24 protein-coding genes and 3 pseudogenes are annotated in these 24226 nt (G+C 34.5%); 18 read left to right on the top strand and 9 right to left on the bottom strand.

Features of this window, described 5'->3' with window-relative positions:
• Window positions 1-138: 138 nt before the first annotated feature.
• The 3 genes from BWGOE10_RS05390 to BWGOE10_RS05400 are packed head-to-tail and all read right to left on the bottom strand — an operon-like array spanning window position 139 to window position 2906.
• Window positions 139-1599, bottom strand: a complete 1461-nt coding sequence (locus BWGOE10_RS05390) for an ABC transporter ATP-binding protein (protein ID WP_070141225.1) — start codon at window positions 1597-1599, stop codon at window positions 139-141.
• Window positions 1600-1610: 11 nt separating this feature from the next.
• Window positions 1611-2282, bottom strand: a complete 672-nt coding sequence (locus BWGOE10_RS05395; protein ID WP_081338081.1) for an energy-coupling factor transporter transmembrane component T — start codon at window positions 2280-2282, stop codon at window positions 1611-1613.
• Window positions 2283-2297: 15 nt separating this feature from the next.
• Window positions 2298-2906: an MptD family putative ECF transporter S component gene (locus BWGOE10_RS05400; protein ID WP_070141226.1), complete on the bottom strand. Its 609-nt coding sequence runs from the start codon at window positions 2904-2906 to the stop codon at window positions 2298-2300.
• A gap of 106 nt (window positions 2907-3012) precedes the next feature.
• Here BWGOE10_RS05400 and BWGOE10_RS05405 point away from each other — a divergent pair, with 106 nt between their 5' ends.
• On the top strand, window positions 3013-3948 hold the full coding sequence (locus BWGOE10_RS05405) for a helix-turn-helix domain-containing protein (protein WP_236735953.1): 936 nt from the start codon (window positions 3013-3015) through the stop codon (window positions 3946-3948).
• A gap of 75 nt (window positions 3949-4023) precedes the next feature.
• On the opposite strand, the gene BWGOE10_RS05410 is transcribed toward BWGOE10_RS05405, so the two are convergent.
• The gene (locus BWGOE10_RS05410; protein ID WP_070141227.1) at window positions 4024-5148 is read right to left on the bottom strand and encodes an anti-sigma factor; all 1125 of its coding nucleotides are present in this window, start codon (window positions 5146-5148) and stop codon (window positions 4024-4026) included.
• Window positions 5149-5153: 5 nt separating this feature from the next.
• Window positions 5154-5639 (bottom strand): RNA polymerase sigma factor, encoded by a 486-nt coding sequence (locus BWGOE10_RS05415; protein ID WP_070141228.1) that lies wholly within the window; start codon window positions 5637-5639, stop codon window positions 5154-5156.
• A 137-nt stretch (window positions 5640-5776) separates the two neighbouring features.
• Here BWGOE10_RS05415 and BWGOE10_RS05420 point away from each other — a divergent pair, with 137 nt between their 5' ends.
• On the top strand, window positions 5777-6679 hold the full coding sequence (locus BWGOE10_RS05420) for an AraC family transcriptional regulator (RefSeq protein WP_070141229.1): 903 nt from the start codon (window positions 5777-5779) through the stop codon (window positions 6677-6679).
• A gap of 328 nt (window positions 6680-7007) precedes the next feature.
• On the opposite strand, the gene BWGOE10_RS05425 is transcribed toward BWGOE10_RS05420, so the two are convergent.
• Window positions 7008-8750 (bottom strand): sensor histidine kinase, encoded by a 1743-nt coding sequence (locus BWGOE10_RS05425; protein ID WP_070141230.1) that lies wholly within the window; start codon window positions 8748-8750, stop codon window positions 7008-7010.
• Between the two features lie 9 nt (window positions 8751-8759).
• Complete coding sequence (locus BWGOE10_RS05430; protein ID WP_070141231.1) at window positions 8760-9461, bottom strand: response regulator transcription factor; 702 nt, start codon at window positions 9459-9461, stop codon at window positions 8760-8762.
• Between the two features lie 140 nt (window positions 9462-9601).
• Between BWGOE10_RS05430 and BWGOE10_RS05435 the strand changes: the two genes are divergently transcribed.
• The 11 genes and pseudogenes from BWGOE10_RS05435 to aceA all read left to right on the top strand — a co-directional run bounded on the left by BWGOE10_RS05435 (window position 9602) and on the right by aceA (window position 19597).
• Entirely contained in the window at window positions 9602-10450 is an 849-nt protein-coding gene (locus BWGOE10_RS05435; protein ID WP_070141232.1) for a CPBP family intramembrane glutamic endopeptidase, read from the top strand.
• A gap of 1 nt (window position 10451) precedes the next feature.
• Complete coding sequence (locus BWGOE10_RS05440; RefSeq protein ID WP_070141233.1) at window positions 10452-10808, top strand: hypothetical protein; 357 nt, start codon at window positions 10452-10454, stop codon at window positions 10806-10808.
• 31 nt (window positions 10809-10839) lie between these two features.
• Window positions 10840-11139 carry a DUF2101 family protein gene (locus BWGOE10_RS05445; protein WP_002201425.1) on the top strand — a complete coding sequence of 100 codons (300 nt, stop codon included), beginning with the start codon at window positions 10840-10842 and terminating at the stop codon, window positions 11137-11139.
• Between the two features lie 15 nt (window positions 11140-11154).
• Window positions 11155-11343 carry a hypothetical protein gene (locus tag BWGOE10_RS05450; protein ID WP_070141234.1) on the top strand — a complete coding sequence of 63 codons (189 nt, stop codon included), beginning with the start codon at window positions 11155-11157 and terminating at the stop codon, window positions 11341-11343.
• A gap of 133 nt (window positions 11344-11476) precedes the next feature.
• Window positions 11477-12742: a M48 family metallopeptidase gene (locus tag BWGOE10_RS05455; protein WP_070141235.1), complete on the top strand. Its 1266-nt coding sequence runs from the start codon at window positions 11477-11479 to the stop codon at window positions 12740-12742.
• Between the two features lie 96 nt (window positions 12743-12838).
• The gene (locus tag BWGOE10_RS05460) at window positions 12839-13735 is read left to right on the top strand and encodes a DMT family transporter (RefSeq protein WP_070141236.1); all 897 of its coding nucleotides are present in this window, start codon (window positions 12839-12841) and stop codon (window positions 13733-13735) included.
• Window positions 13736-13817: 82 nt separating this feature from the next.
• A pseudogene (locus BWGOE10_RS05465) lies at window positions 13818-14489 on the top strand (S-layer homology domain-containing protein).
• A gap of 387 nt (window positions 14490-14876) precedes the next feature.
• Window positions 14877-15527, top strand: coding sequence for an S-layer homology domain-containing protein (locus BWGOE10_RS05470; protein ID WP_070141237.1), 651 nt, complete (start codon window positions 14877-14879; stop codon window positions 15525-15527).
• 324 nt (window positions 15528-15851) lie between these two features.
• On the top strand, window positions 15852-16517 hold the full coding sequence (locus BWGOE10_RS05475) for an S-layer homology domain-containing protein (RefSeq protein WP_070141238.1): 666 nt from the start codon (window positions 15852-15854) through the stop codon (window positions 16515-16517).
• A 187-nt stretch (window positions 16518-16704) separates the two neighbouring features.
• On the top strand, window positions 16705-18294 hold the full coding sequence (aceB, locus tag BWGOE10_RS05480; protein ID WP_070141239.1) for a malate synthase A: 1590 nt from the start codon (window positions 16705-16707) through the stop codon (window positions 18292-18294).
• A 25-nt stretch (window positions 18295-18319) separates the two neighbouring features.
• Window positions 18320-19597: an isocitrate lyase gene (gene aceA, locus BWGOE10_RS05485; protein WP_002149914.1), complete on the top strand. Its 1278-nt coding sequence runs from the start codon at window positions 18320-18322 to the stop codon at window positions 19595-19597.
• Between the two features lie 136 nt (window positions 19598-19733).
• Here the strand turns inward: aceA and BWGOE10_RS05490 are convergent, their stop codons facing one another.
• Complete coding sequence (locus BWGOE10_RS05490; protein WP_070141240.1) at window positions 19734-20228, bottom strand: DUF6584 family protein; 495 nt, start codon at window positions 20226-20228, stop codon at window positions 19734-19736.
• A 276-nt stretch (window positions 20229-20504) separates the two neighbouring features.
• On the opposite strand from BWGOE10_RS05490, the gene cspA reads away from it, so the two are divergent.
• The 3 genes from cspA (at window position 20505) to BWGOE10_RS05500 (ending at window position 22406) form a co-directional block, all read left to right on the top strand.
• Window positions 20505-20708: an RNA chaperone/antiterminator CspA gene (gene cspA, locus BWGOE10_RS05495; RefSeq protein WP_000218989.1), complete on the top strand. Its 204-nt coding sequence runs from the start codon at window positions 20505-20507 to the stop codon at window positions 20706-20708.
• 202 nt (window positions 20709-20910) lie between these two features.
• Entirely contained in the window at window positions 20911-21087 is a 177-nt protein-coding gene (locus BWGOE10_RS33260) for a hypothetical protein (RefSeq protein WP_236735954.1), read from the top strand.
• A gap of 545 nt (window positions 21088-21632) precedes the next feature.
• Complete coding sequence (locus BWGOE10_RS05500; RefSeq protein ID WP_070141241.1) at window positions 21633-22406, top strand: FkbM family methyltransferase; 774 nt, start codon at window positions 21633-21635, stop codon at window positions 22404-22406.
• A 23-nt stretch (window positions 22407-22429) separates the two neighbouring features.
• Here BWGOE10_RS05500 and BWGOE10_RS05505 read toward each other — a convergent pair.
• Window positions 22430-22588, bottom strand: a pseudogene (locus BWGOE10_RS05505) (helix-turn-helix domain-containing protein); the annotation flags it as partial.
• Window positions 22589-22798: 210 nt separating this feature from the next.
• Between BWGOE10_RS05505 and BWGOE10_RS05510 the strand changes: the two are divergent.
• Window positions 22799-23379: pseudogene (locus BWGOE10_RS05510) on the top strand (competence protein ComK).
• 240 nt (window positions 23380-23619) lie between these two features.
• Window positions 23620-24216, top strand: coding sequence for a DUF4306 domain-containing protein (locus tag BWGOE10_RS05515; RefSeq protein WP_070141243.1), 597 nt, complete (start codon window positions 23620-23622; stop codon window positions 24214-24216).
• Window positions 24217-24226: the final 10 nt, after the last annotated feature.

Genomic DNA, 24226 nt, shown 5'->3' on the forward strand with positions numbered 1-24226 from the left:
ATAGAAAAGGTTACCCTGAAATAGTGATGTAGCTATTTTGAGGGTAACCTTTTTTGTACTGTACTCTATTATCGGTTAATTCTATCCCGCATTAACGGGCAGTAAGACCCCCACTGATTAAAGTTTCACTTTATTAAACTACTCAATCTCATACATAAAATCTACAAGTTCTCGATAAGAGAATTTATTGGCCTGAACATCAGTTGTAATCTTTCCGTCTCTTAATTTTATAATACGCTGGCAAGCACCAGCTACGAGCTCGTAATCATGGGTAATGACAAGTACGTGACAAGAACGTTTGGCGAGTTGATGAATTACTTCAATAACACGTTGTAAGTTCATACCGTCTAAGCCTGAAGTTGGTTCATCTAGTATGAAAATAGAAGCGTCATTCATTAAACCTATCGCGAGAACGAGCCGTTGTTTTTCTCCACCTGAAAGGGTGGCCGGATGATTTTCTTTCAAATGCCATAGATGGAGATCTTTTAGAACATTTTCAGCCATTTCTTCCTGGTTAGGGTGGTTGAGTAATACTTCATTCCAAACGCTATCGGTGAATAGTTGATACACTGTATCTTGCATAACGAACCAAATTTTTTGCATTCGTTTATTTGCTTTTATCCGTACGTTATCAATGTGGATGTTGCCAGCACTCTCTTTTTTTAATCCTGTTAATGTGCGAGCAAACGTCGTTTTACCAGCACCATTTTTTCCGATTAACACAGTTACTTCATTTGCGTGAAGAGTAATGTTTAAATTTTGCAGTATCCAATTTTTTGCTCGCTTATGTTGGACGTGTAAGTCTTCAATATGCATTTTTTCTAATTTTGAAGAAGAAGTACGGTTGTTCATTTTTCCTTTTTCAATAAAAGGAGAACGTAATCCTAATGCTTGTATTTCCTCGCAAGAGAGAGCGAGTAATTCTTTTGGCGTGTAGATTTTTTTGATTTCGCCATTTTCCATATAAATAATACGATCTACAAGATCCATTAAGTAATAAAGGCGATGTTCTACAATGACAATTGTTTTATTCTTTTTTCGTAAGGAAATCAATTCTTCTTTTAGAAGGTTCGTTGCTTGTAAATCTAAATTCGCAGAAGGTTCATCCATTACAAATAGGGATGGGTCAATCAGCTGTGATGCGGCAATTGCTACTTTTTGTTTTTGCCCGCTAGAAAGGCTCATAACGGGCTTGTATTGTATAGACTCTAAGTTCATTTGTTGTAACACATCTTGTAATCGCTGCTGAATTATAGTTCTTTCAATTCCATGATTTTCAAGTTCGAAAGCAAGTTCATCTTGAACGATAGAGGTGAAAAATTGTGATTTAGGATCTTGAAAGACGCTACCAATTTTTTTACTAAGTTCCCATATCGGGGCATCCTTCGTATGGATACTATCAATGATGATGTCACCTTGTAAGTTTCCTTCATAAAAGCTTGGTATTAAACCATTTAATATTCGTCCAAGAGTTGTTTTTCCAGATCCAGAAGGTCCGGTAATGAGGACGCATTCACCTTCATGAATCGTTACATTTATATTTTTTAAAAGGGGTTTTCCAGGTTGATATTCAAATTGAACATTTTTGAGTGTAATCATAGCTATTCTCCTTATGAAATCCAAAGCGTGCCAAACATACATAAACCGAGAAAGAGAGCGATACTATCTTTCGGACGGAAGGCAATCGCGTAGTGACTTGTTTTTTTGCAAGGTGCATCAATTCCACGAGTCGTTGCTGAAGCACTCAAATCATCAGCGAGTCGAATCGTTCTCATCAATAAAGGAATGATCGCATATTCAAACATTTGATTTAAACGAAGCCAATTTTTCGGGCTTTTTAATGAAATACCACGAATGCGCACATTCTCTCCGATGATTTTGGATTCAGCACGTAAAATAGGAAAGAACCGCAGTGCAACGGTAAGTGTTAATAAAATACTTTCGGGAATTTTTAATTTCTGTAAACTTGCTAGTAGCTGCCCTGATGGGACTTTCGATAATCCAGATGCGATAATTAACGTAGGTAAAGTTTTTAAGGCAATGAGTAGCATTAATAAAAACGCATTTAAAATGGAAGCATTCATATAAGTTGAAATGAAATAGTGTGCAAAGAATAAACAACCGTATATAACGAACCATTTGAATCCTAAACGATATTGGTTTTGACAAATGAGTAAAAGAATAGCAAACGCTGCGAGCATAAGTGAACCGGTGCTTGTAGCGGAAATTGCTACAAATCCACAGATGATTAATAGAGTAAATTGTAAACGAGCATCAAACATAAAAACCTCTCCTAATTATTCCTTCATATATAAATAGCCAGCTTTAACAAAGTGTTTTTGTAATAGTTTTGTTGCAAAGTAACAGCCAGACAAGGATAGAATGAATCCGCAGATAAGGCCGATCGTCATCCATATAGGTGAATAAGCAAAATAAATTAATTCGTCGATCGCTTCTTTTGAGTAACGCATCTTTTCTAACTGACTACTACCGAGTAAATAAATTGTTATATATGAACCAATGCTGAAGAAAGCGCCGTAAATTCCGTATGCGATTGCTTGACGATGACGATTTCTATATTGCGAACCGTCGCCTTTAAGTAACGTAAGTTCAGCGATGAAAGCAGTTAGAATGCAATAAGGTAGAATAATAGGTGTTCCCATTAAGGCAAAGAAAATCCCTGTTAATGTCCCCATTAATAAAAGTGTTCCTCTTTTACTCACGCGCAAGGCCATTAACATATAGACGATGCCGCCAAAGAACATACCGATAGCGGGAGTAAGTGGTGGTGCAAATGCCATGAGTGGACTCGCAATTACGATGATGATAGACTGTACGATAAATAAGAGAACTGTATATAATCCAATTGTAATTAAATCTTTTGCTGCAAATTTTTTTATATTCATTTCGATTCATCTCCTAATGATTGATAAATTGAATGATAAACATTATCATTGGTTCTAACTACTCCAATCTCGAAAAAATAGCCCGAAATCGTAATTTGAGGCGGAGGTGAAAAAATTGAAAAACATATTAAACGCCTTTTTTACAGAAATAAAAAGAATGAACGATGCAACTTATTACGAAAGCTGGCTAGGGGCGACTTATCATTTTGTAAATGGTAAAGTCAGACGGTTGTATATTGAAGAAGGGGTCGAAATTCAGATTTTTGATAACTGTACATTTCAACGCCCCGAAATGCCTATATTGAAAAAAATATTAGAGATTACAGTTATCGTGGATGGACAAATTACACAAAAAAGGAATGCGTTATTTTCCGAACAATATGACTCGAGTAGACTGTTATTCTTTAATGAAATTGAAGAACAATTACAATATAATCAGCGCACAGGAATGAGCGTTTTTCTCGATTTAGACTGGTTGGAACGTTATCTTATTCAAGAAAATCAGCTTGATAGCTGGAAGGAAATTGAACAGTTTTTTCTTCATTCTCAAAAAATTATTTTTCAAAAAGAGAGTGAAACCATTCATCGTTCTATTGCGCGTTATTTACAAAACGAATTTAAAGAAAATGCGATGAACCATTTATTAATTAAAGCGAAAGTTTTAGAGTTTTTAGCACATAGTCTTCAAAAAATTTGGCCAGAAGTTGTAGACCAACGAATTGAGGGGATTCTTGATGTAATTCATCAGCAATTTCACCTACCGATTCAAGTACAGCACTTGGCCGAAATGGCGAATATTAGTGAATCAAGTATGCAAAGTTATTTTAAAGCGTCGTTTGGGATGCCGGTTTATCAATATATCCAGCGTAAACGTGTAGAGTACGCAGCGGAATTACTGATTCATACGAATGAATCCATTACTGAAATTTCGATGCAGGTTGGATACGATAACCCGAGTAAATTCGCAAACATATTCAAGAGAATATACGGAGAAACGCCTTTGCATTATCGGAAGAAATATATGGAAAAGAATACCCCTTAATGAGTTTATCTCATTAAGGGGTATTCTTTTCTAGGTATCCCAACTATCGTTTCGGTAGTATCGATAATATTCTCATTAATGATCAAACCAATTCCAAACCTCAATATCTCCAAGAGTCGCATAACGTACGTGAGGGGAGTTTTGTAATTTTAATAACTCTTTTGACGGTCCAGTAATGACAATGCCGTATACTTTTACGCCGTTATCTTTTACATATTTATAACGCTTATCTAAGTTCAACTGTTCCTTAGGAATCAAGGCCACTTTACTTACAGTTTTTTCATGTGTAGAAAGAATACGCATCATTTCAATTACTTTATCCTCTTGCGTTTTCAAATTTTTTGTTTCATCATCAAGGAATCCTATATGTTCTGGAAATCCTATAAAGTCGCTCCCAGATAGGATGAAATCTTCTTCATCTATTCTTTCTTGTCCTGTATCTAAAGCGTACCATAAAGGAGTTGGCGGTATTTCTTGTGCCCCAAATACGCTATATAGAAGTGGCTCTAATTCTTGTAAAGTGTAGGCTTTATCAAAAGATATTGCTACTTCTGCAACGGTTCCATCATGTACTTTTGTAAGTGTATCCCAAACTTTTTTAGTTGCTTCTTTTAAATGATCGCCTTGTTTTATTTTTGGATGAACAAAGAAGATGTTTGGTTGATAGTGCATATTCACCCAAGATTTATTTGTGATATTTAAAGAAGATAAGAAGCTGCTCGTTTCTATTGTACCGATTGGTATTTCTTTTTTACCGATCGTTTTCACTAAATCAAATTGGCTGTTTGTTCGAAAGAAAGCTTCTACACTTGTTCCGCCCCCCATAACGCGGCTATTTGGGATAGTTGCTTCAAGTGCAAGAGAGGGAACATCTCTTATTTCTTTTAGTCTTTTATCGTTATTAGCTTGAAAATAAAAGGCAGACAATACTCCGCCGATCATATATATAACGATACAAATTACTAGTATAAAACCAAGCGTTTGTAAACGATGTTTCCACTTAATCCTCCAAAAAGGAACTTTAAGATTTTTTGGTGGTAACTTTTTCTTAACAGGTTCTGTTTTTGTTAATAATTCATCCACATGCACTTCACATTCTTCACAAGTTTCAATATGACTTTCTAACTGTTCTTGTTCATCATGTGTGAGCGTTCCTTTTTCATATTTCTCCCACAGTTTTTTAAATTCTGTACAACCCATCTGTATCACTCCTTTATGCTTTTCATTTCTTTTCGTCCGCGATGTAATTCAATTTTCACTTTCGCTAAGGAGAGCCCCGTCATTTCTGCTATTTCCTTATAAGAGAATCCGTAGTAATCTCGTAGTAGTAACACATTTCGTCTTTGGAGCGGAAGAGAAGATAAATTTTCTAACCAACTAGCAATCTCATGTTTTACAAAATATGCATGTTCTGTACTTGGCACGTTTGGTAAATGGAATTCTTCGATTTTAGTTGTTTTATACTTTTTTTCCTTTCGATACCAATCGATAAAGGCGTTGTAGGCAATTGTAAATAACCACGGTCTAATCTCTTCTCCTTTATAATAGTCAATATGGACGAGCATGCGGTAAAACGTTTCTTGCATGAGATCTTCAGCACAGTGAGAATCTCCGGTTAGGGAGAGAAGATAGCGAAATAAATCATGCATATGCTCTGAATAAATGTCTTCTAATGATTGTTTGCGTTTCACTACATTTCCCTCCCTTCATACATAACAACGAAATACATATAAAAAAGTTACATTTGTTTTTAGAATTATAGTAAAAAACGTCAAGAATTGGATAGAATTATCTTTTATCATAATACATATAAGGCGGGTGAACAGAGATGGAAAGCTATGAAACACAAGTTCAAAGGTCAATTGATTATATTGAAGAAGATGTAATGGAAAAACAGACGCTGCGTAATTTAGCGCGTATTGCAGGTTTTTCTGAATCGCATTTTCATCGTGTATTTCAGGCGTTAGTAGGTGATACAGTAATGGAGTATGTTCGAAAGAGGAGGTTAGCCCGGGCAGCTTATCAACTTTCTCATACGGATGAAAAAGTTATTGATGTCGCATTTGAGCATGGCTTTCAATCTCACGAAACGTTCACGAGAGCCTTTAAAAAATTATTTCAAATGACACCAAGTGAATATCGAAAACAAGAAATTGAAACACCAATGTATTATAGAGTGAATGTAAAACAAAGAAAATTAAATCCGTATTTAGGAGGCATACAAATGGAATATCGTATTGTAAATAAACCAGAATTTTTAGTGGCGGGTTATGAACTGAAGACGACAAGTAAAGAAGGGAAAAACCATCAAGACATTCCAGCATTTTGGCAAGAATATTTACAAAAAGATCTTGGGACAACGATTCCGAATCGTAAAGATACGAGTCAATGGGTAGAGCTAGGATTATGTACTGATTTTAATTTAGAAACAGGGGACTTCACTTATATAATTGGAATGGAAGTTACAGACTTTGAAAATGTACCAAATGCAGTTGCAAAGCGTACATTCCCAGCAGCGACATATGCAGTATTTACAACGCCGAAAGTTCCTCATGAAGAAATGGTATCGTCTATTCATCAAACGTGGAATGCAGTATTCTCAGAATGGTTCCCGCACTCAGGATATGAACATTGCGGAGTTACAGAATTTGAGCTATACGATGAGCGTTCCCATGCAGATAAGAGTGAGTTTGCTCAAATTGAACTTTGGATACCGGTGAAGAAGAAATAATAGAAAGAAAGACCGTCCAAAAGGTATTATTGGACGGTCTTCTCTTATTAATAGGTTGCTACTATTGTCGTATTTTGTAGTTAAGTCGATACCCTTTATCGAAACGTCGATATAATTTCATTTACTAGCACGCTGCTCCGAAAAGAAAAAGGTACTTTTATCCCGCTATTTGTGGGCAGTAAAACTCCCACCTTAAAATTCGGCTGGAGCAAAGGAGTTAGGCGGGAGATCAACTGCCCGTAAACGCCCGATTGGTGAAAGCTAATAATCAATGGGGATGAACAAACCCCCCACTGATTAAAGTTTCACTTTATAAAGCACTCTTTTCCTACGAACTAAACGGAAACACAAGTATAATCGTCGTTCCTTTTCCAAGTTCACTATCAATGGAAATCGTTCCGTTATGGGCATGAACGAGCTGTTTTGTAATGGCGAGGCCAAGTCCAGTTCCGATGTTGCTTTCTTCTGTATTCGTTCCTCTGTAATATCGCTCGAATAGAAGTTCTTTCGTTTTATCATCCATTCCTTTTCCATCATCTGAAATAGATAGTGTAAATGAATTTGCATTTTGCGAAAGTTTTACGATTACGTTTGTCGTTTCATTATTATGTTTTACAGCGTTTGCGAGTAGGTTTTCGATAATACGTTGGAACCATTTTTCTTCAATAAAATATTGGATTTTGCTTGAACTTGGCACGAATTCAATGTTTTGATTTTGTAGTGTCGGGTTATTAATGAATTGTAATAATACTTTTTGGACGAACTGATTAATTTCAACATTTACGTGTTGCGCAGGAAGAGTATCATTTTTTAATTGATACGTTAAGCTTAAGTCGTCAATTAATGTAGTCATATATTGAGATTTTTCTTTCATTACATGGCCAAATTGTTGAATGTCTTGATCAGTCCAATTATATTGCTTCGATTCTAGTAATAATGCATAGCCGTATATAGAACTAAGCGGTGTTTTTAAATCATGTGTTAGACCGGTAATCCACTCTTCACGTGTTTGTTGCAGTACTTTTCTCATTGCATCGTTCTTTTTCAAAGTAATAGAAAGGTGCTCTAGTGAGTTTGTAACATCTTTAAATATGCGGAACGACCATTTTTCTTTACCGGAGCGCCGAAACCGAACAGGTTTGCCTTTTTTACTAACAGGTTCTTCATATTTTCCTCCGGCTATGTTTTTAAGCCAGCGCATCGTGTGTAATAAAGGCTTTCCAAACTTATTTCCATACCAAATTGAAAGAATGACTAAATAAATAAACACAATAAGGAGGATTAAGCTGCATCCGATTAGAAGTTTCTTGGTAAATATATCATCTAATTCATCATCTGGATAATAATGAGCGTTTGGGGCGGATACAACGACGAGATGACCGCTATTTGAATCGTAAAAACTAGATGTATTTTCTTTATAATTCCACGGTTCTTTTTCATTAAGAGCCGTTTTTATAGCCGAAAATGTTTTTTTCTTCCCAGTTGGATAGGAAAAAACTTCTTCGCCATTGTTATTAAATATTTGCAGTGTTGCTTTTTCTTTAGAAATTAATTGTTTTTCTTGTTCAGTTAATGCAAATTCATTTAATGATAAAGAAGGATGTCCTTGTTGTATCGTTTTTAGTAATGCATTACTTTTTAGTTTGGCACCATAAATAACGATCACTGGTTTCTTTTCTAATTTAATTTCCCAGTAGTTAAATTTATAAATATTGTTGTTGCTATTCTGTAAATACGTAAGTAAGGATGTCTTTGTGTAAGAGGTAGGAACATCGTTAGGCGTATTAAAGTTGTAAAGGACCTTTCCATCTTCATCTACAATTTGAAGCCAATCACTCTTTTCTGTTATTAAATCTTTTACCTCAGATTTTAAAGTAATGTTATTGTCTTCAGAAGAAATATATTCGGAGATTGTAAAGGTATCATAATCAGAAATATTAGGTTCATATAAAGTACTATTAAGAAGGAAAATTAAATAAGAAAAAGAAGCAACTACTGCGATAAGTAACGTAACTAAGACAAAAACGTGTTGTAAAATAAACTGGATTATAAGTCTCTTATTAAAATTCATATCTTTAACCTACTTTGTAATGAACTTATAGCCAAGTCCACGAACTGTTTTTATGTATTCTGGTTTACTTGGATCTTGTTCAATTTTTTCACGTAGTTTTCGAATGTGAACCATAACAGTATTATCATCTCCATTATAGGCAGGTGCTCCCCAAACTTTTTCATATATTTCTTCTTTCGAAAATACGTAGTTCGGATTCTCACAAAAGAAGAGTAGTAGTTGAAAGAGCTGAGCGGAACATTCGACAACATTTCCATCTACTGTTAGTTCCGCAGAATGTTGATCAATTTCAAATCGACCAAATGAAATAGAGTATATTTTTTGTTCTTGTATGCTTTGTTTCATATGTCTTCGAAGTTGAGCTTTCATACGAGCGACTACTTCGAGTGGATTAAATGGCTTCGTAATATAATCATCGGCACCGTATGAAAATCCGGAAATTTTATCTACATCAGATGTTTTTGCTGTTAGGAAGAAGATAGGGCAATCCGTTTTTTGGCGAATGATTGGACAAATATCGAAGCCGGATTGTCCAGGAAGCATCACATCTAAAATAATTAAATCGTAATTGTTTTGCTCGATGAGAGATAAGGCTATTTCCGCAGATGTTGCAGTTGTAATATGAGAAAAACCTTCTTTTTCAAGAATGGTAGTTAGTAATTGTAAAATTGCTGTTTCATCATCAACGAGTAATATATTTGCTTGATACATAAGAATCCCCCTTAATTTCCTCGAATATCATATCATCTTTTTGTAACATATGGAATTTTTAAGGAAAATTTAAGGTTTTCTTTCACAAAAAATTAAGAATCAAATGATATGATAAAAGTAACATAGGGGAGGAGATGAGTGTGAATCCGTTTCAAATGATGCGAGCTAGATATTTTTTAATTGTATTTGCACTATTAATTTTAGTAGCGAGAAGTAGTGAAAAATTGCTAGAAAGTACATTTCATATACAAAATTCTTCTTTTATAAATATACTTATATTTTATATCCTTCCGATTGCATGGATTTTTTATGAGTATAGAAAGCACCGTGTTTCATTTTCATTATTTGTTAATAAAAATGAAACATTTAACTTGGTGCAAGTTTTATACATTACGATTATGTTGTGCATGTTCAGTTACGGGTATCTGATTTTGTACATGTACAGCTTTGCATGGATTACACCAGATTTTATTATGAATGCTTTACACGAACCGATTGTAGATAGTGCCGGGGGATATATATATCAATTTATTATGGTTGTATTTATCGCACCTATTATTGGGGAATTTGTTTTTCGTGGATTTTTATTTCAGCGCTTTGCTGCAAAATGGGGAACGAGTATAGCGATGATTGCAGTGGCACTTTTATTTGCGATATTACATGTCGATTTTCTCGGTGCCGCCGTATTTAGTATCGTATTATCAATCGTATATATTCGTACGAAAAGCTTACTCATGCCAATTGCGATACATATGTTAAACAATACATTTGTACTCTGTGCATCTTTCCTAGTAAGTAGAGAAAAGATCATGAGTTTTGCAGATTTCTCAAACTATACGACGTTCTTTCCAGGACTTATTATTTTTATAACAGGATTAAATTTAGTACTCATTTTTTTATTTGTTAACCGCAAATACTGGAGTAAAGAAGTGCCAGTTATATATGCAGAGCAGGCAAAGAGTTTTGCAGATGTAGTGGGAGATAAATGAGATGAAGAAAACGATTGAAAAAATATTGAAAGACATTATAGAGGCTACATCCATTACAGATATGTGTGATAAAAGCTTTTGTCATTGGCTTCAACCTGTAGTAGATACAATTGTGTTTCCGGAGTATTACTTGTTTTCTAGTACTCATTTAAAAGAAAATATTATTTCTCTTCTTATTGTATTAGGGGTTTTACTAATATTTGGTCTAATTGTAGAAGAAATGATGAAGCGCATCTTCAGAAGAAATGGAGAGAAGTATGTTTGGGTTCATAAAGTATTCGTGAAAGTAATGGGGGCTTTCCTTTTGTTTTATGGTATGAAAACAATCATTTACTTTATAGCTTTGAAACATCATTAATTCGAAATTTGAAAGGGATGTATAAAATTATATGAATGAAACGATATCATCAAATAAGTTTTTTTATTTGATTTTACTTAGCATAGTGCTAATAACGACAGTAAATGTTATTCTCCGCTGGGAGGAAGCTTACTTTTTCATGTATTTAGCGCTCCATTTATTAGGGGTTTTATGTATAAGTGGTGGCATGGTTACTGAAAAAAAGAGTGACGAAAGTGTTAACTATATGTGTGTGATCGGTCTTGTTTTACTTTTAGCTGTACAAGGTATTATGAAATATAGTTCTTTTTCTGTACAAGATTTCAGTTTGTTAATAGATGTACTGCCTTAAGGGGGATAAGTATCTATGTTATCGAAGAAACAAATAGGGTATATACTTGTTTTAGTAGGTTTTTTTACGATTATTATAACGACGCTATTTTTTCAAGACTATGAATATATAAGATATGTAAAAGGCGCTGGTCTAATGTGTTGGTTTGTAAGTGCTTTTCTTATTCCGGATTATGAACCGAGGAAAGTGTCTGAAAATAGGTGAAACTCTTCTTATGTAGAAGAGTTTTTTTATGTAAATAGAAAGCTCTCGAGTAATTCTCGTAATTAGCTTGTTCTAATTTTGAAAGTACGAACTTACAATAATAATAGACAGGCAGCATAGAGGAGGGAATAGCGTGAGGAAAGTTATTGGGTGGTCGCTTTTTTTGTACGTTGGGTTTGCGTTACTTATATATTGGTATTTATTTGGATGGAATCATGAACTCATTCCGGACATGTATAAAGGAACGAGTGCAGATCCAGAGACTTTTATGAATGCGAGGGAGCTTACGCTAAGCCAAGATTATTCGCGCGTGAAAAATTTACTGTTCTTTTTAGCGACGCCTCTTGAATGGATTATTTTATTATTTGTACTCGTGCTCGGTATTTCAAAAAAGTTTGAGAAATGGTCGAAGGAAACGACCAAAATAAATGTCTTACAAGTTGCGATTTATTTCTTTTATTTATCACTACTAACAACAGTTCTTGCATTACCGATGCAATGGATCGGGCGTAAAGTGTCCGTTGACTACGGCATTTCCACGCAAAGTACACAAAGCTGGATAAAAGATCACGTTATCGATTTTTGGGTGAATTATGCGACTATGTTACTCATTGTTACTGTTCTTTTATGGCTCATCCGTAAATTTCCAAAGAAATGGTGGCTAGCAGGATGGGCGCTCTCTGTTCCGTTTACGATTTTTTTAACGTTTGTGCAACCTGTTGTAATTGATCCACTTTATAATGATTTTTCAACGCTGAAAAATAAGGAATTAGAAACGAAAATTTTAGCGATCGCAGATAAAGCTGATATTCCATCTGAACATGTATATGAAGTAAATATGTCGGAAAAAACGAATGCGTTAAATGCATATGTAACAGGAATTGGAAAAAACCTTCGTATTGTAATGTGGGATACAACACTTCAGCAATTAAAAGATAAAGAGATTTTATTTATTATGGCCCATGAAATGGGACATTACGTAATGAAACATATATATTGGGGCGTTGCGAGTTATATTTTCATATCGTTTATAGGTATGTATTTAATTAGTCGTATTTTAAATATGTGTATTCGAAAATGGGGAGATACGCTGCAAATTTCCAAAATGGCATGTTTTTCAATTTTACCTTTATTTTTCTTAATTTCCTCTGTATTATCGTTTGCGTCACAACCAGCAACAAACTACGTTTCTCGTATAGAAGAACGAGCGGCAGATCAATACGCTCTAGACATGACGAAAGATGGGGAATCAGGTGTGAAAACATTTCAATATTTATCAAAAACGAGCTTAAGCCAAGTTAATCCGCCTGCGTTAGTGAAGTTTTTCTTATATACACATCCACCAATTTTCGAAAGAATTCATACGTTTGAACAATATGAAAAAGAGAAGAAGCAGTAGTGTACTGCTTCTTTTTATTATGGAGTATTCGAGTTTTGGAAAATTATAGTGTATAATATATGGAATATTCAGTGAAATATTTAGGAGGTTAATATTTTGTTTCATTCAAAATCAATGCCGGCTATAAAAATGATTCTTTCGATGTCTATTTTCGGATCGATTGGATTTTTTTCTGTCCAAACGGGTTTACCGTCTTTTGAATTAGTATTTGTTCGTTGTATTTGTGCGACTTTATTTTTAGCATTATGTTGGTTAGTAACAGGACAATATAAAAATGAGAAATGGAACAAAAAAGAAACCATACAAATATTAGCTTGTGGTGTATTTCTCGTTTTTAACTGGGTATTTTTATTTAAAGCGTTTGAACTCATGTCGATTACAATTGCGATTTCAGTTTATCATCTCGCTCCAATTATCGTATTAATGATCGGTAGTATCGTATTTAAAGAGAGACTTACAGTATTTGCTGTTATGTCCATTGTTATTTGTTTTATCGGCACAGTGTTAGTAGCTGGAGTGGACGGTAGTATGTCGCTTGAGAAATTAATGTCATCTGGAATGGTATGGGCACTTCTTGCGGCTTTATTTTATGCTTTTACCACGTTACTAGGAAAGGGGATTCAGCATACGAGTGCATATGCGATGACCTTTTTACAAACGTTTTTAGGCATATTTTTATTGCTACCATTCGTAGATTTCGGACAGTTTCAAGGATTAACAGAGATGAATTGGATGATGATTACTGCGACAGGACTTATACATACTGGGTTTGTATATTACTTATTTTTTGACAGTTTAAGAGATTTACCGACGAGACTTATTTCTGTATTAGTGTTTTTAGATCCTGCTGTTGCAATTTTGTTAGATACGGTCTTTACCGGTTTTAGACCGACTAGTATGCAAATTGTAGGGATTGTCCTAATATTTGTAGGAATGGCGTTTACTTTTCGGAAGCCGCGAGATGAAAGAATGCAAGTATGCTCAGAAGCATGATTTATTCCAATAATTAAATGATATTGTAAAGATTTTGAGTATTCAATATAAACGAAAAAGAGGTGAATAAAGAAAAAGGTGGATGATTAAAATGAAGAAGTTATTAAAAGTAGCTACATCATTAACGTTAATGGGGGGAATATTTGTAAGTGCAAATGGTGCTTCTGCAAATACTGGCGTGAATCAAAAATCTGGTCCTAATATTATTATAGATTTTGATGATTTATCAAAGGATCACTGGGCATATTATGAAATTGTTGAACTAGTGTATCAACGAATTATGTATGGCTACGGAAATGGGAAATTTGGTGTAGAAGATAATGTAACACGCGAACAAGCAGCAGCAGTACTGTATCGCGCACTAAATTTGAAACGAAATGTACATATTGAAAATCCATATGGAGATATTGACGGGAAATCAACAATGTTTCCTTATGAAATTTTACAATTAACAAAGCTCGGTATTTTTAAAGGAGACGAAAATCAGAACTTCCGTCCAAAAGATACGTTAACTCGTGCGGAACTAGCGCAAATTTTGGTAAAAGCATATAATCTGAAAGCAAAACAACCTCATACATTTACAGACGTATCAGAAGATTATTGGGCAAGAGATGCGATTAGTGGGCCATAATCTAATAACGTTGTAGTAGGAACAGGCGATGGGAAATTTGAACCTGAAATGCTTGTAACACACAGGCAATTTGCGAAATTCTTAAAAAAGGCAATCGATAATTCACCAGGAAAAATGGAATAAATAAGAGTGTAAAAAAAGTACAAGTAGATTATATTTGTGCTTTTTTTTGTCTATAAAGTGAAATTTTTATAAGTGAAGGACTTGATTAGTAGATAGTAGAATATTGTATATATAACATTTTTGCAAAAGCTTTTGTCTATCCTTTTGAAAATTAAACAGAGAAACTAGAGCGCAAAGATGAGAATATTTCTTCAAATGATTTGTATGCAATTCAGAATACCAATTGGAATTGAGAGCGAATTGGCTCACCTAGTAATCTTCAAAATAATAGATGTTAAAAATGCAATATATTACATACGGCTTGCAAATACAGCATATGTAATATGAAAAAGAATTTAGTCTATTATGTTCCACTTTTAATAAAGTGGAAATGAAGGAGAGAGGACAATGAAGAAAAAAATGTTACGTATAATGGCCGCAGCGACTATTATGGGTGGATTATTGGTAAGTGCAAATGTTCCTAACATAAAAGCAGAAGAATATCCTGAAATGATTGTATTTGACGATGTCCCAGTAAACCATTGGGCATATGACTATATTCTAGATGCGGTATATCATAAAGTTATGCTAGGCTATGGAAATGGAAAGTTTGGTGTAGGTGATAACGTAACACGTGAACAAGTGGCGGTAGTACTATATCGCGCACTTAATATAAAACATGAAGGATCGTTAAAAAATCCGTATAATGATATTTCTGAAAGATCAACAATGTTTCCAAATGAAATTTTAGCATTAACAGAACGCGGTATTTTTAAAGGTGATGAGAAGGGGAACTTTAGACCTAGGGAAACAATTACACGTGCAGAAGTAGCGCAAGTTCTTACACAGGCATTTTCATTTGAAGTGAAGCAACAGCATACATTTGCAGATGTACCGAATAATTACTGGGCAAAAAATGCAATTAGTGCTCTGCAATCAAATAATGTCATAGTAGGAACAGGGAATGGAAAGTTTGAACCGAATAAATTTGTAACACGTGAGCAATATGCAACATTTTTATATAAAGCTATTATTAACTTTTATTTAAAAAATGAATAACGTAAAATTATATTGATATAGTATATTTTTTAGAAAAAAGCGCGAAGATAACGCGCTTTTTTCTTGTTTTAAATGGTTTATTTGTATATTTATTATGCTGTTCACAGTTTGGTGAATAGTATCGTATGGAAAAAATAGGTTAATTTTAGTTACTTTTTATATTAAAAAAATATGATTTAGTAACTTCATTGTTCACTAAGTATAAAGATAAGTATATAAAATACAGTTCACAAATTAGACAAACATTATATAGATAAGTGTATTGTTACTTTTCCGTGAATTCTTTATATTAGAAAAAAATATGTTTTTTAGGGAGAGAACAAAGTGAAGAAAAAGATTTTAAAAATAGCAACAGCTTTAACAATTATGGGTGGAGTTGCATTTAGTGCTGAAGGCGCTACAGCGAATGCTGAAGTAGCTGCTAAGCCTAAGCCACAACAAGCAAGTCAGGCTATCTTTAAAGATGTACCAGCAGGACATTGGTCTTACGAAGCAATTCAAACTTTAGCACAAGAAGAAATTATGCTTGGTTATGGAAATGGCGTGTTCGGTTTTGGACATAACATAACTCGTGAACAAGTAGCTGCTTTGATTTATCGTACTATCGATTTCAGTGAAGTATTCGAGGAAGGCGATATCCTTGAGAATCCATACAAAGATATTAATGAAAAATCAACAATGTTCTTAGAAGAAATTTTAGTATTAACAGAGGTAGGTATCTTTAACGGTGATGGAACTGGAAACTTTAGACCGAAAGATACACTAACACGTGCAGAAATGGCTCAAGTGCTTACAGTAGCATATGAGTTAGAAGTAAAAGGAACACAAGGATTTAAAGATGTACCGAAAGGACATTGGGCATACAATGCGATTAATGCAGTAGGTTCAAATGGTATTTCTGTAGGAGATGGAACTGGAAACTTTGCTCCAAACATGAAAGTAACACGTGAACAATATGCGCAGTTCTTATTTAAGACAATTTTTGAATAAATAATAAAAAAGAGTCAGTGTTATATAACACTGACTCTTTTTGTTGTTGAAAGCATAATGGATAAACACAGTTTTGTAAAAAAACCATTAAATTTTCAAAAAAAACTTCCTTTTCTGAAGATTTGTTATATAATATAAAACATAAAATCAAATCTGTTATAAGACAGTTTAAGAAGGGGATGCTAATATGTCGACGCAAACTTCACGGGTTACACTGGCCGGAGAAATGTTACCAGCGTATAACGAAATATTGACACCTGAGGCGCTTAGTTTTTTAAAGGAACTGCATGAAAATTTCAATGAACGCCGCACGGAACTTTTACAAAAGCGTGTAGAGAAACAAAAAAGAATTGATGCAGGGGAGTTTCCAAAGTTTTTAGAAGAAACAAAGCATATACGTGAAGGGGATTGGACAATCGCCCAGCTACCGAAAGATTTAGAGGATCGCCGCGTGGAGATTACTGGACCGGTAGATAGAAAGATGGTCATTAACGCTTTAAATTCAGGAGCACATCTTTTTATGGCAGACTTTGAAGATTCGAATGCGCCAACTTGGAAAAATGCTGTAGAAGGTCAAATTAACTTACGAGATGCTACTGAGGGAACGATCTCACATAAAAATGAAAACGGAAAAGAATATCGTTTAAATAATAAAACAGCTGTATTAATTGTGCGTCCGAGAGGGTGGCATTTAGAAGAAAAGCATATGCAAGTTGACGGCAAGAACATGTCTGGCAGTTTAGTAGATTTTGGCTTGTACTTTTTCCATAATGCGAAGGTGCTTTTAGCAAAAGGAAGTGGCCCGTACTTTTACTTACCAAAAATGGAAAGTTACTTAGAGGCAAGATTATGGAATGACGTTTTCGTATTCGCTCAAAAGTATATCGGTATTCCGAATGGAACGATTAAAGCGACTGTGTTAATAGAAACGATTCACGCTTCATTTGAAATGGATGAAATTTTGTATGAACTAAGAGATCATTCTGCTGGTTTAAACTGCGGACGATGGGATTATATATTTAGTTTCTTAAAGAGTTTCCGTAATCATAATAAATTTTTACTTCCGGATAGAGCGCAAGTCACGATGACAGCGCCGTTTATGCGCGCGTATTCTTTGAAAGTTATTCAAACGTGTCATCGTCGTAACGCGCCAGCAATCGGAGGAATGGCAGCGCAAATCCCAATTAAAAATGATCCAGAAGCAAATGAGGCGGCTTTTGAGAAAGTGCGTGCTGATAAGGAGCGCGAAGCTTTAGATGGACATGATGGGACTTGGGTTGCCCACCCGGGACTTGTACCGGTTGCAATGGAAGTATTTAATCACATAATGAAAACGCCAAATCAAATTTTTAGAAAGCGTGAAGAAATACGTGTAACAGAAAAGGATTTATTAGAAGTACCGATGGGAACGATTACAGAAGGTGGTCTTCGCACGAATATTAACGTCGGTATTCAATATATTGCATCTTGGTTAAGCGGGAGAGGGGCAGCTCCAATTTATAACTTAATGGAAGATGCGGCAACAGCGGAAATATCAAGAGCACAAATATGGCAGTGGATTCGTCATGAGGGTGGAAAGCTAAGTGATGGCCGTGATATCACTTTTAAATTGATGGAAGAATTGAAAGAAGAAGAACTAGCAAAAATAGAAAGAGAGATTGGTAAGGAAGCATTTAAGAAGGGGAGATTTGAAGAAGCTACAAAACTGTTTACAAACCTTGTTCGTAATAACGAGTTCATGCCGTTTTTAACATTACCGGGTTATGAAATTTTATAAAAAACAAGAAAAGGGGATGGAACATATGAAAAACGAAAGAATTGATAAATTGCAGGAAAGCTGGGAGTTAGATACGCGCTGGAAAGGGATAACACGTCCATATACAGCTGAAGATGTAATTCGTCTGCGCGGATCGATTGATATTGAACATACGTTAGCGCGCTGCGGTGCAGAGAAGCTTTGGAAATCACTTCATACAGAAGATTATATTAATGCACTTGGGGCATTAACAGGAAACCAAGCGATGCAACAAGTGAAGGCTGGATTAAAAGCAATTTATTTAAGCGGTTGGCAAGTAGCGGCAGATGCGAACCTTTCCGGACATATGTATCCTGATCAAAGCTTATACCCAGCGAACAGTGTACCGGCTGTTGTAAAACGAATTAACCAAACACTTCAACGTGCTGATCAAATTCAGCATATGGAAGGTAGCGGTGATACAGATTATTTCGTCCCAATTGTGGCGGATGCTGAAGCTGGATTTGGTGGACAATTAAACGTATTTGAACTAATGAAAGGAATGATTGAAGCGGGTGCATCTGGCGTGCATTTTGAAGACCAATTATCTTCAGAGAAAAAATGCGGGCATTTAGGCGGAAAAGTATTATTACCGACGCAAACAGCGGTGCGTAATTTAATTTCGGCACGTCTTGCTGCGGATGTAATGGGCGTACCAACAATTATCGTCGCAAGAACAGATGCAGATGCTGCAGATTTAATTACGAGTGATATCGATCCAGTTGATCAAGAGTTTATTACAGGTGAAAGAACGCCAGAAGGGTTTTATCGTACGAAAGCAGGTCTTGATCAAGCAATTGCACGTGGTTTAGCGTATGCACCGTATGCCGATCTCGTTTGGTGTGAAACGTCGGAGCCAAATTTAGAAGATGCAAAACGCTTTGCGGACGCAATTCATAAGAAATACCCAGGGAAGCTACTTGCTTACAACTGTTCCCCTTCATTTAACTGGAAACAAAAATTAGATGAAAAAACGATTGCAAGCTTCCAAAAAGAAATTGCATCGTACGGTTATAAATTCCAGTTTGTAACGCTTGCTGGATTCCATTCATTAAATTACGGCATGTTTGAATTAGCGCGTGGTTATAAAGAGCGCGGCATGGCAGCGTACTCTGAATTACAACAAGCAGAGTTCGCAGCAGAAAAAGATGGTTACTCTGCAACGCGCCATCAACGCGAAGTAGGAACAGGATATTTTGATGAAGTAGCACAAGTCATTACAGGCGGTACTTCATCAACGACTGCTCTAAAAGGATCGACAGAAGAAGAACAGTTTACGAAATAAAGATAGAAGTAGGTGTCCCAAAAAATATTTTTGAGACACCTTTCTTATTTATTATTACGTCGCTGACATTGTTAAACTTTGTCGGAAAGTTGATGTAATTTTATTTGTCGTCGTATTGTGGGACGTTCACTTCTATTTAAAATATCCAACCCAATATAGTGAATATACCAATAATAGCAGTAAAAAGAAGGAATGCGAATAATGCTAGACAGCCCCATGTAAATAGTTTGTCTTTCCATGTTTCTTCATAATCGTCAATTAGTTCTTCTACCACTTTTTTCTGCAATGGCTGTAAAGGATATTCGGTGTATAGTCCTGTAATAATGTCATGATCTCCTTTGAATTTTAAAGCACGTACAATATGATAAGAGTCGTTTCCCATCGATTTTTCAAATTGTAGACATGCCGCGTGCATAACATCTGTTTTTTCTTTTTCAAGATACCAATACCGTCCAGCCATTTCTGGGTATTGTAATGTAAAGTAAATATCACCGAGTTTTTTTCTAAGTGCTAATTCATTCGGATAAGTAGCGATTAATCCGTGTAATCTATCTCTTGCTTTTCCAAGGTTGTTATTTTTAATATCTTTTTCAATTTTATTTAATGTTTTTTTAGGGATTATTCCTGTCATATACTCCTCCGTATTAAAATAGGTGTGATTATATTTTATAAGAAATAATAAAATTTAGAAATTTTATTTTCAAAAAGGATTGTACATTCTATTTTAAGTATGCTATGATAATACCAGTTGAATAATTAAATTAAGCAATCCATATATTATCAAGTGCCGAAAACGAACGGGGAAAAGTATGTGAGAACTAGTTTATGTTTCGAATTTGATAATGTGTGGATTCTTTTTTTATACATGAAGACTAAATAAAATGTATTTTCGTAGGAGGAAATAATTATGACAGTTACAGGACAAGTAAAATGGTTTAACAACGAAAAAGGCTTCGGTTTCATCGAAGTTCCAGGCGAAAACGATGTATTCGTACATTTCTCTGCAATCGAAACTGAAGGTTTCAAATCTTTAGAAGAAGGCCAAAAAGTTAGCTTCGAAATCGAAGAAGGTAACCGTGGACCTCAAGCTAAAAACGTAATCAAACTATAATTTTATAGTTTATTATAGAAAAAAGGATGGCTTATGCCATCCTTTTTTTTGTTGTTGAGATATACGAGCCATTCATAAAAATTGTGAACAAAAAAGAAAAGCGCACATGCGGTAAAGATAGGTTGAAAATGCATACTGCATCATTTCGTATCATAATATTTAACTGAGTAAGCGTGTATAATTTTAAAAAAGGGGTGAGGAGTTGACGAATATTGCGCTTTCGATTCTAATTCCTTCTGTTCCAGAACGCATGACGCATTTAAAGCGAATGATTGATACACTATATGAACAAGCTTACAATAAACCTGTAGAAATACTTGTAATGCTCGAAAATAAAAAGAGATCTACTGGAGAAAAGCGGAATATTCTTATCGAATAAGCGAAAGGTGAATACGTTGCTTTTGTAGATGATGATGATGATCGGGTGGATCCAAATTATGTTGATACACTATGTGCTACTATTGCTTCAAATTCTACAGCTGATTGTATCGTGTTTGATGTTTTAGTAAATTACAATAACCTTTTCTCTAAAAATACTAAATTCGGAAAATAATTAGAACATACAGAAGATGAAAATTGTTATTACAGAAAACCGAATCATGTAATGTGCTATGCAAAACGAATTGCCGTACAGCACAAATTTTTAAATATAAGTTATGGGGAAGATGATGAATGAGGTGCTCGGGTATCACAAGATATTGTGAATCAAGTCAGAATTCCCGCTACATTATATCATTATGATTATGTACCAAAGCCAGCAAGTTGGTATACGTGAAGTCGGTCTATATAAGCCCTCTTTAGAAATTTATCATACGTAAATTTATTTGAATGCAAGGCATAGCGATTTATTAAATATTTATAAAATAATGATGTGGAAAATACAAGTCGGTTTATATAGATGAGAGTGATTAAAGGAGTGATATGATGTTTGTAAAGCCCATTCAAGTTACAAAGAAAGATGTGCACTTCAATGTAATTTCTAATCCGCACACAACATGGATTTGGAATGAAATGAACCACGGGAAATGGGAAGAAGAAACATTTAAGATTTTTGATAGGTTTTTAAGCCCCGCACACTCCTATCTTGATATAGGAGCTTGGATCGGCCCAACTGTATTATATGGAGCGCATAGAGCCAAACATGTTTATGGAATCGAACCAGATCCTGTTGCTTTTAAAGAACTTCTAACAAATCTTTCATTAAATCATTCTATCTTTTCAAAAATTACTCCTCTTAATGTAGCTATAGCTGAAGAGTCTGGTGATATTAACTTATACATGAGACATTCATTTGGAGACTCTACTTCTAGTCTGGTTCCAACTATTTCAAATCACTCTTGCAAAGTGCAAGCTCTTACAATATACGATTTAATAACTCAGAATAACATACAAGATATAAACTTTATTAAAATGGATATTGAGGGCGGGGAGTATTCGCTCATTCCTCAATTGCAGGAATTTTTAACATTGAACAAACCAACTTTATATTTATCATTACACCCAAGATTTTTACATGAACATCTTCATTTTGTATCAACTGAAGATAGCAGCTCTCCTGTTCATCAAACTGAAAAATTACTTGATAGTCTACAGAATTACAAATATATATATGATATTTTTGGTAATCGTGTCGATCGTGATCATATCCATACCATTACCAATACTGGAGAATTTGTATTTACGGATGAAAGTTGGTAAGTATAAATGATAAGCTCATGGTGCTAGTTGAAATAAACAAATTTATCCTTCTTCATTTTCAGTCCAGCTTTTACCTTCATAACAAACTCTTTCAGCGATTTTAATCCGATTGTTAATTCTTGCTCCTTATTAAATGCTGTAGCACCGGTTGTATAGCTAACGACTTTATTACACTGTCCTACAAATGATAAAATTTTTCGCATGTAGAATCCTCTTTTTATATAAGTTAATTCTTCATTATATTTATATGTGTATTAATTGATTTATAATGTGTTTAATAATTTATAAACATTTGTAAAGAATCGTAGAATGTAAACCATTTCCTTTTTTCAGGTGCTACAATTATTTATGCAGCTGCTACTATAAATAGAAAATGAAGAAGGAGATAGACTATGGAAAGTAAAGTAGAACGTTATGTCGAAAACTATGTTGTAAGCAAAAATACAATGGCCTTACTTCCTGTTGTTCTAGGAGAAAAGAAAGTTGTTACGCGAATTGTTGAAATGGAAGATTCTTTTTTCGTATTTCAAAAGCCCTTGATATTATAGAGAGAAGTTGCCGGAAACACGGTTCTAGTTTCTTTGGAAGAAAAGAAGGAACGAAGGAGTTAACTCGTATTACACATAAAGCTCCTATCGCAATTAGCCCGACAGATCAACTTTATTTTTTCCCTACGTATTCTTATTCTCGAAAAGAGTGTGCGTGGTTGTCTCATTTTCATATTGAAGGTAATAAAGAATTAAAAGATGGAAATCTTATTATTAGATTTATAAATGGTTTCGCTGTGAAACTAGAAATGTCAAAAAGTAGCTTTGAAAATCAGCAAAATCGTACAGCGAAATTGCGGACAGAATATGAAGACCGTAAGAAAAAACAAGGGAATCCTTGCTTTAAAGAGATTGATAAAAGAGATGAATCAACATTAAGGCCGGCTTATGAGAAAGTGTATTTTGTTAAGGAAGAAGATGTGTGAGAGGAAAAGGATGGGGAGACTCATCCTTTTTTTGATTTCATTATATATACCGTTACGCTGTAAGATTCATAAATAAAACAAAAATTTGCGGGTTTTTTGTTCTTTAATAGCTTAAGTGAGTGTAAAATTACAATATAAGAGTAATTTTACTACATATACTTATCGCGATGTTAATGTACATCATTTTACATTTGCGGCATACAGGATATTTCTTACCTTATTGTATAAAAAGGAGATGATATGTTGAAAAGGACTATGTTATTTTGGGCGCAATATATTCTTGTTTTGCCTATACTATTTCTTACCTTTATGTTTACTGGTTTCGTGGGTAGTCAGTTAATGATAGGTGCTGATAAACAACATTTTATTTTTACGCCTCAAAATGCAACAGAATATAGTCAAATTAGTGAAATTGATAAATTGCTATTTGCTTTTTCAATTCAACCAGTTGTCACCATAGTATTTCTTCTATCGATCGCGTACGTACTGACACTTATTGTCTTTCAAATTATTGAATGTAAGAAGAAAAGAAAGATATTACATAGTTTGCAATACATGGTTCTTATACCGATTTTTCTTTACTTGTGGTTAGGAATAATGCAATTTTCCGCAGTTAGTTTAACTTGGATAGATAATTGGAAAGATTACCTTGTATTCACTCCTGGTACGATAACGAATGAGCAAGATATATATACGATTGATAAGTTTTTATACAAATTTCGAATGTTACCTATTCCTAGTACAGTATTAATACTATCTTTCTTATATTTATTAATACTTATCGTGATTGATAGTATACGCTTACTAAAAAAGCTTCTTGTAAGAACTAGTCATTAGAAAAAGAGGA

The organism is Bacillus mycoides (assembly GCF_001757995.1).
GTDB classification, from domain to species: domain Bacteria; phylum Bacillota; class Bacilli; order Bacillales; family Bacillaceae_G; genus Bacillus_A; species Bacillus_A mycoides_B.

Excerpts from the sequence above, each read along its gene's own strand:
- BWGOE10_RS05390 (WP_070141225.1), bottom strand. The coding sequence starts at position 1,599 with ATGATTACACTCAAAAATGTTCAATTTGAATATCAACCTGGAAAACCC.
- BWGOE10_RS05395 (WP_081338081.1), bottom strand. The coding sequence starts at position 2,282 with ATGTTTGATGCTCGTTTACAATTTACTCTATTAATCATCTGTGGATTT.
- BWGOE10_RS05400 (WP_070141226.1), bottom strand. The coding sequence starts at position 2,906 with ATGAATATAAAAAAATTTGCAGCAAAAGATTTAATTACAATTGGATTA.
- BWGOE10_RS05410 (WP_070141227.1), bottom strand. The coding sequence starts at position 5,148 with ATGGGTTGTACAGAATTTAAAAAACTGTGGGAGAAATATGAAAAAGGA.
- BWGOE10_RS05420 (WP_070141229.1), top strand. The coding sequence starts at position 5,777 with ATGGAAAGCTATGAAACACAAGTTCAAAGGTCAATTGATTATATTGAA.
- BWGOE10_RS05425 (WP_070141230.1), bottom strand. The coding sequence starts at position 8,750 with ATGAATTTTAATAAGAGACTTATAATCCAGTTTATTTTACAACACGTT.
- BWGOE10_RS05430 (WP_070141231.1), bottom strand. The coding sequence starts at position 9,461 with ATGTATCAAGCAAATATATTACTCGTTGATGATGAAACAGCAATTTTA.
- BWGOE10_RS05440 (WP_070141233.1), top strand. The coding sequence starts at position 10,452 with ATGAAGAAAACGATTGAAAAAATATTGAAAGACATTATAGAGGCTACA.
- BWGOE10_RS05445 (WP_002201425.1), top strand. The coding sequence starts at position 10,840 with ATGAATGAAACGATATCATCAAATAAGTTTTTTTATTTGATTTTACTT.
- BWGOE10_RS05450 (WP_070141234.1), top strand. The coding sequence starts at position 11,155 with ATGTTATCGAAGAAACAAATAGGGTATATACTTGTTTTAGTAGGTTTT.
- BWGOE10_RS05470 (WP_070141237.1), top strand. The coding sequence starts at position 14,877 with ATGAAGAAAAAAATGTTACGTATAATGGCCGCAGCGACTATTATGGGT.
- aceB (WP_070141239.1), top strand. The coding sequence starts at position 16,705 with ATGTCGACGCAAACTTCACGGGTTACACTGGCCGGAGAAATGTTACCA.
- aceA (WP_002149914.1), top strand. The coding sequence starts at position 18,320 with ATGAAAAACGAAAGAATTGATAAATTGCAGGAAAGCTGGGAGTTAGAT.
- BWGOE10_RS05490 (WP_070141240.1), bottom strand. The coding sequence starts at position 20,228 with ATGACAGGAATAATCCCTAAAAAAACATTAAATAAAATTGAAAAAGAT.
- cspA (WP_000218989.1), top strand. The coding sequence starts at position 20,505 with ATGACAGTTACAGGACAAGTAAAATGGTTTAACAACGAAAAAGGCTTC.
- BWGOE10_RS05500 (WP_070141241.1), top strand. The coding sequence starts at position 21,633 with ATGTTTGTAAAGCCCATTCAAGTTACAAAGAAAGATGTGCACTTCAAT.
- BWGOE10_RS05515 (WP_070141243.1), top strand. The coding sequence starts at position 23,620 with ATGTTGAAAAGGACTATGTTATTTTGGGCGCAATATATTCTTGTTTTG.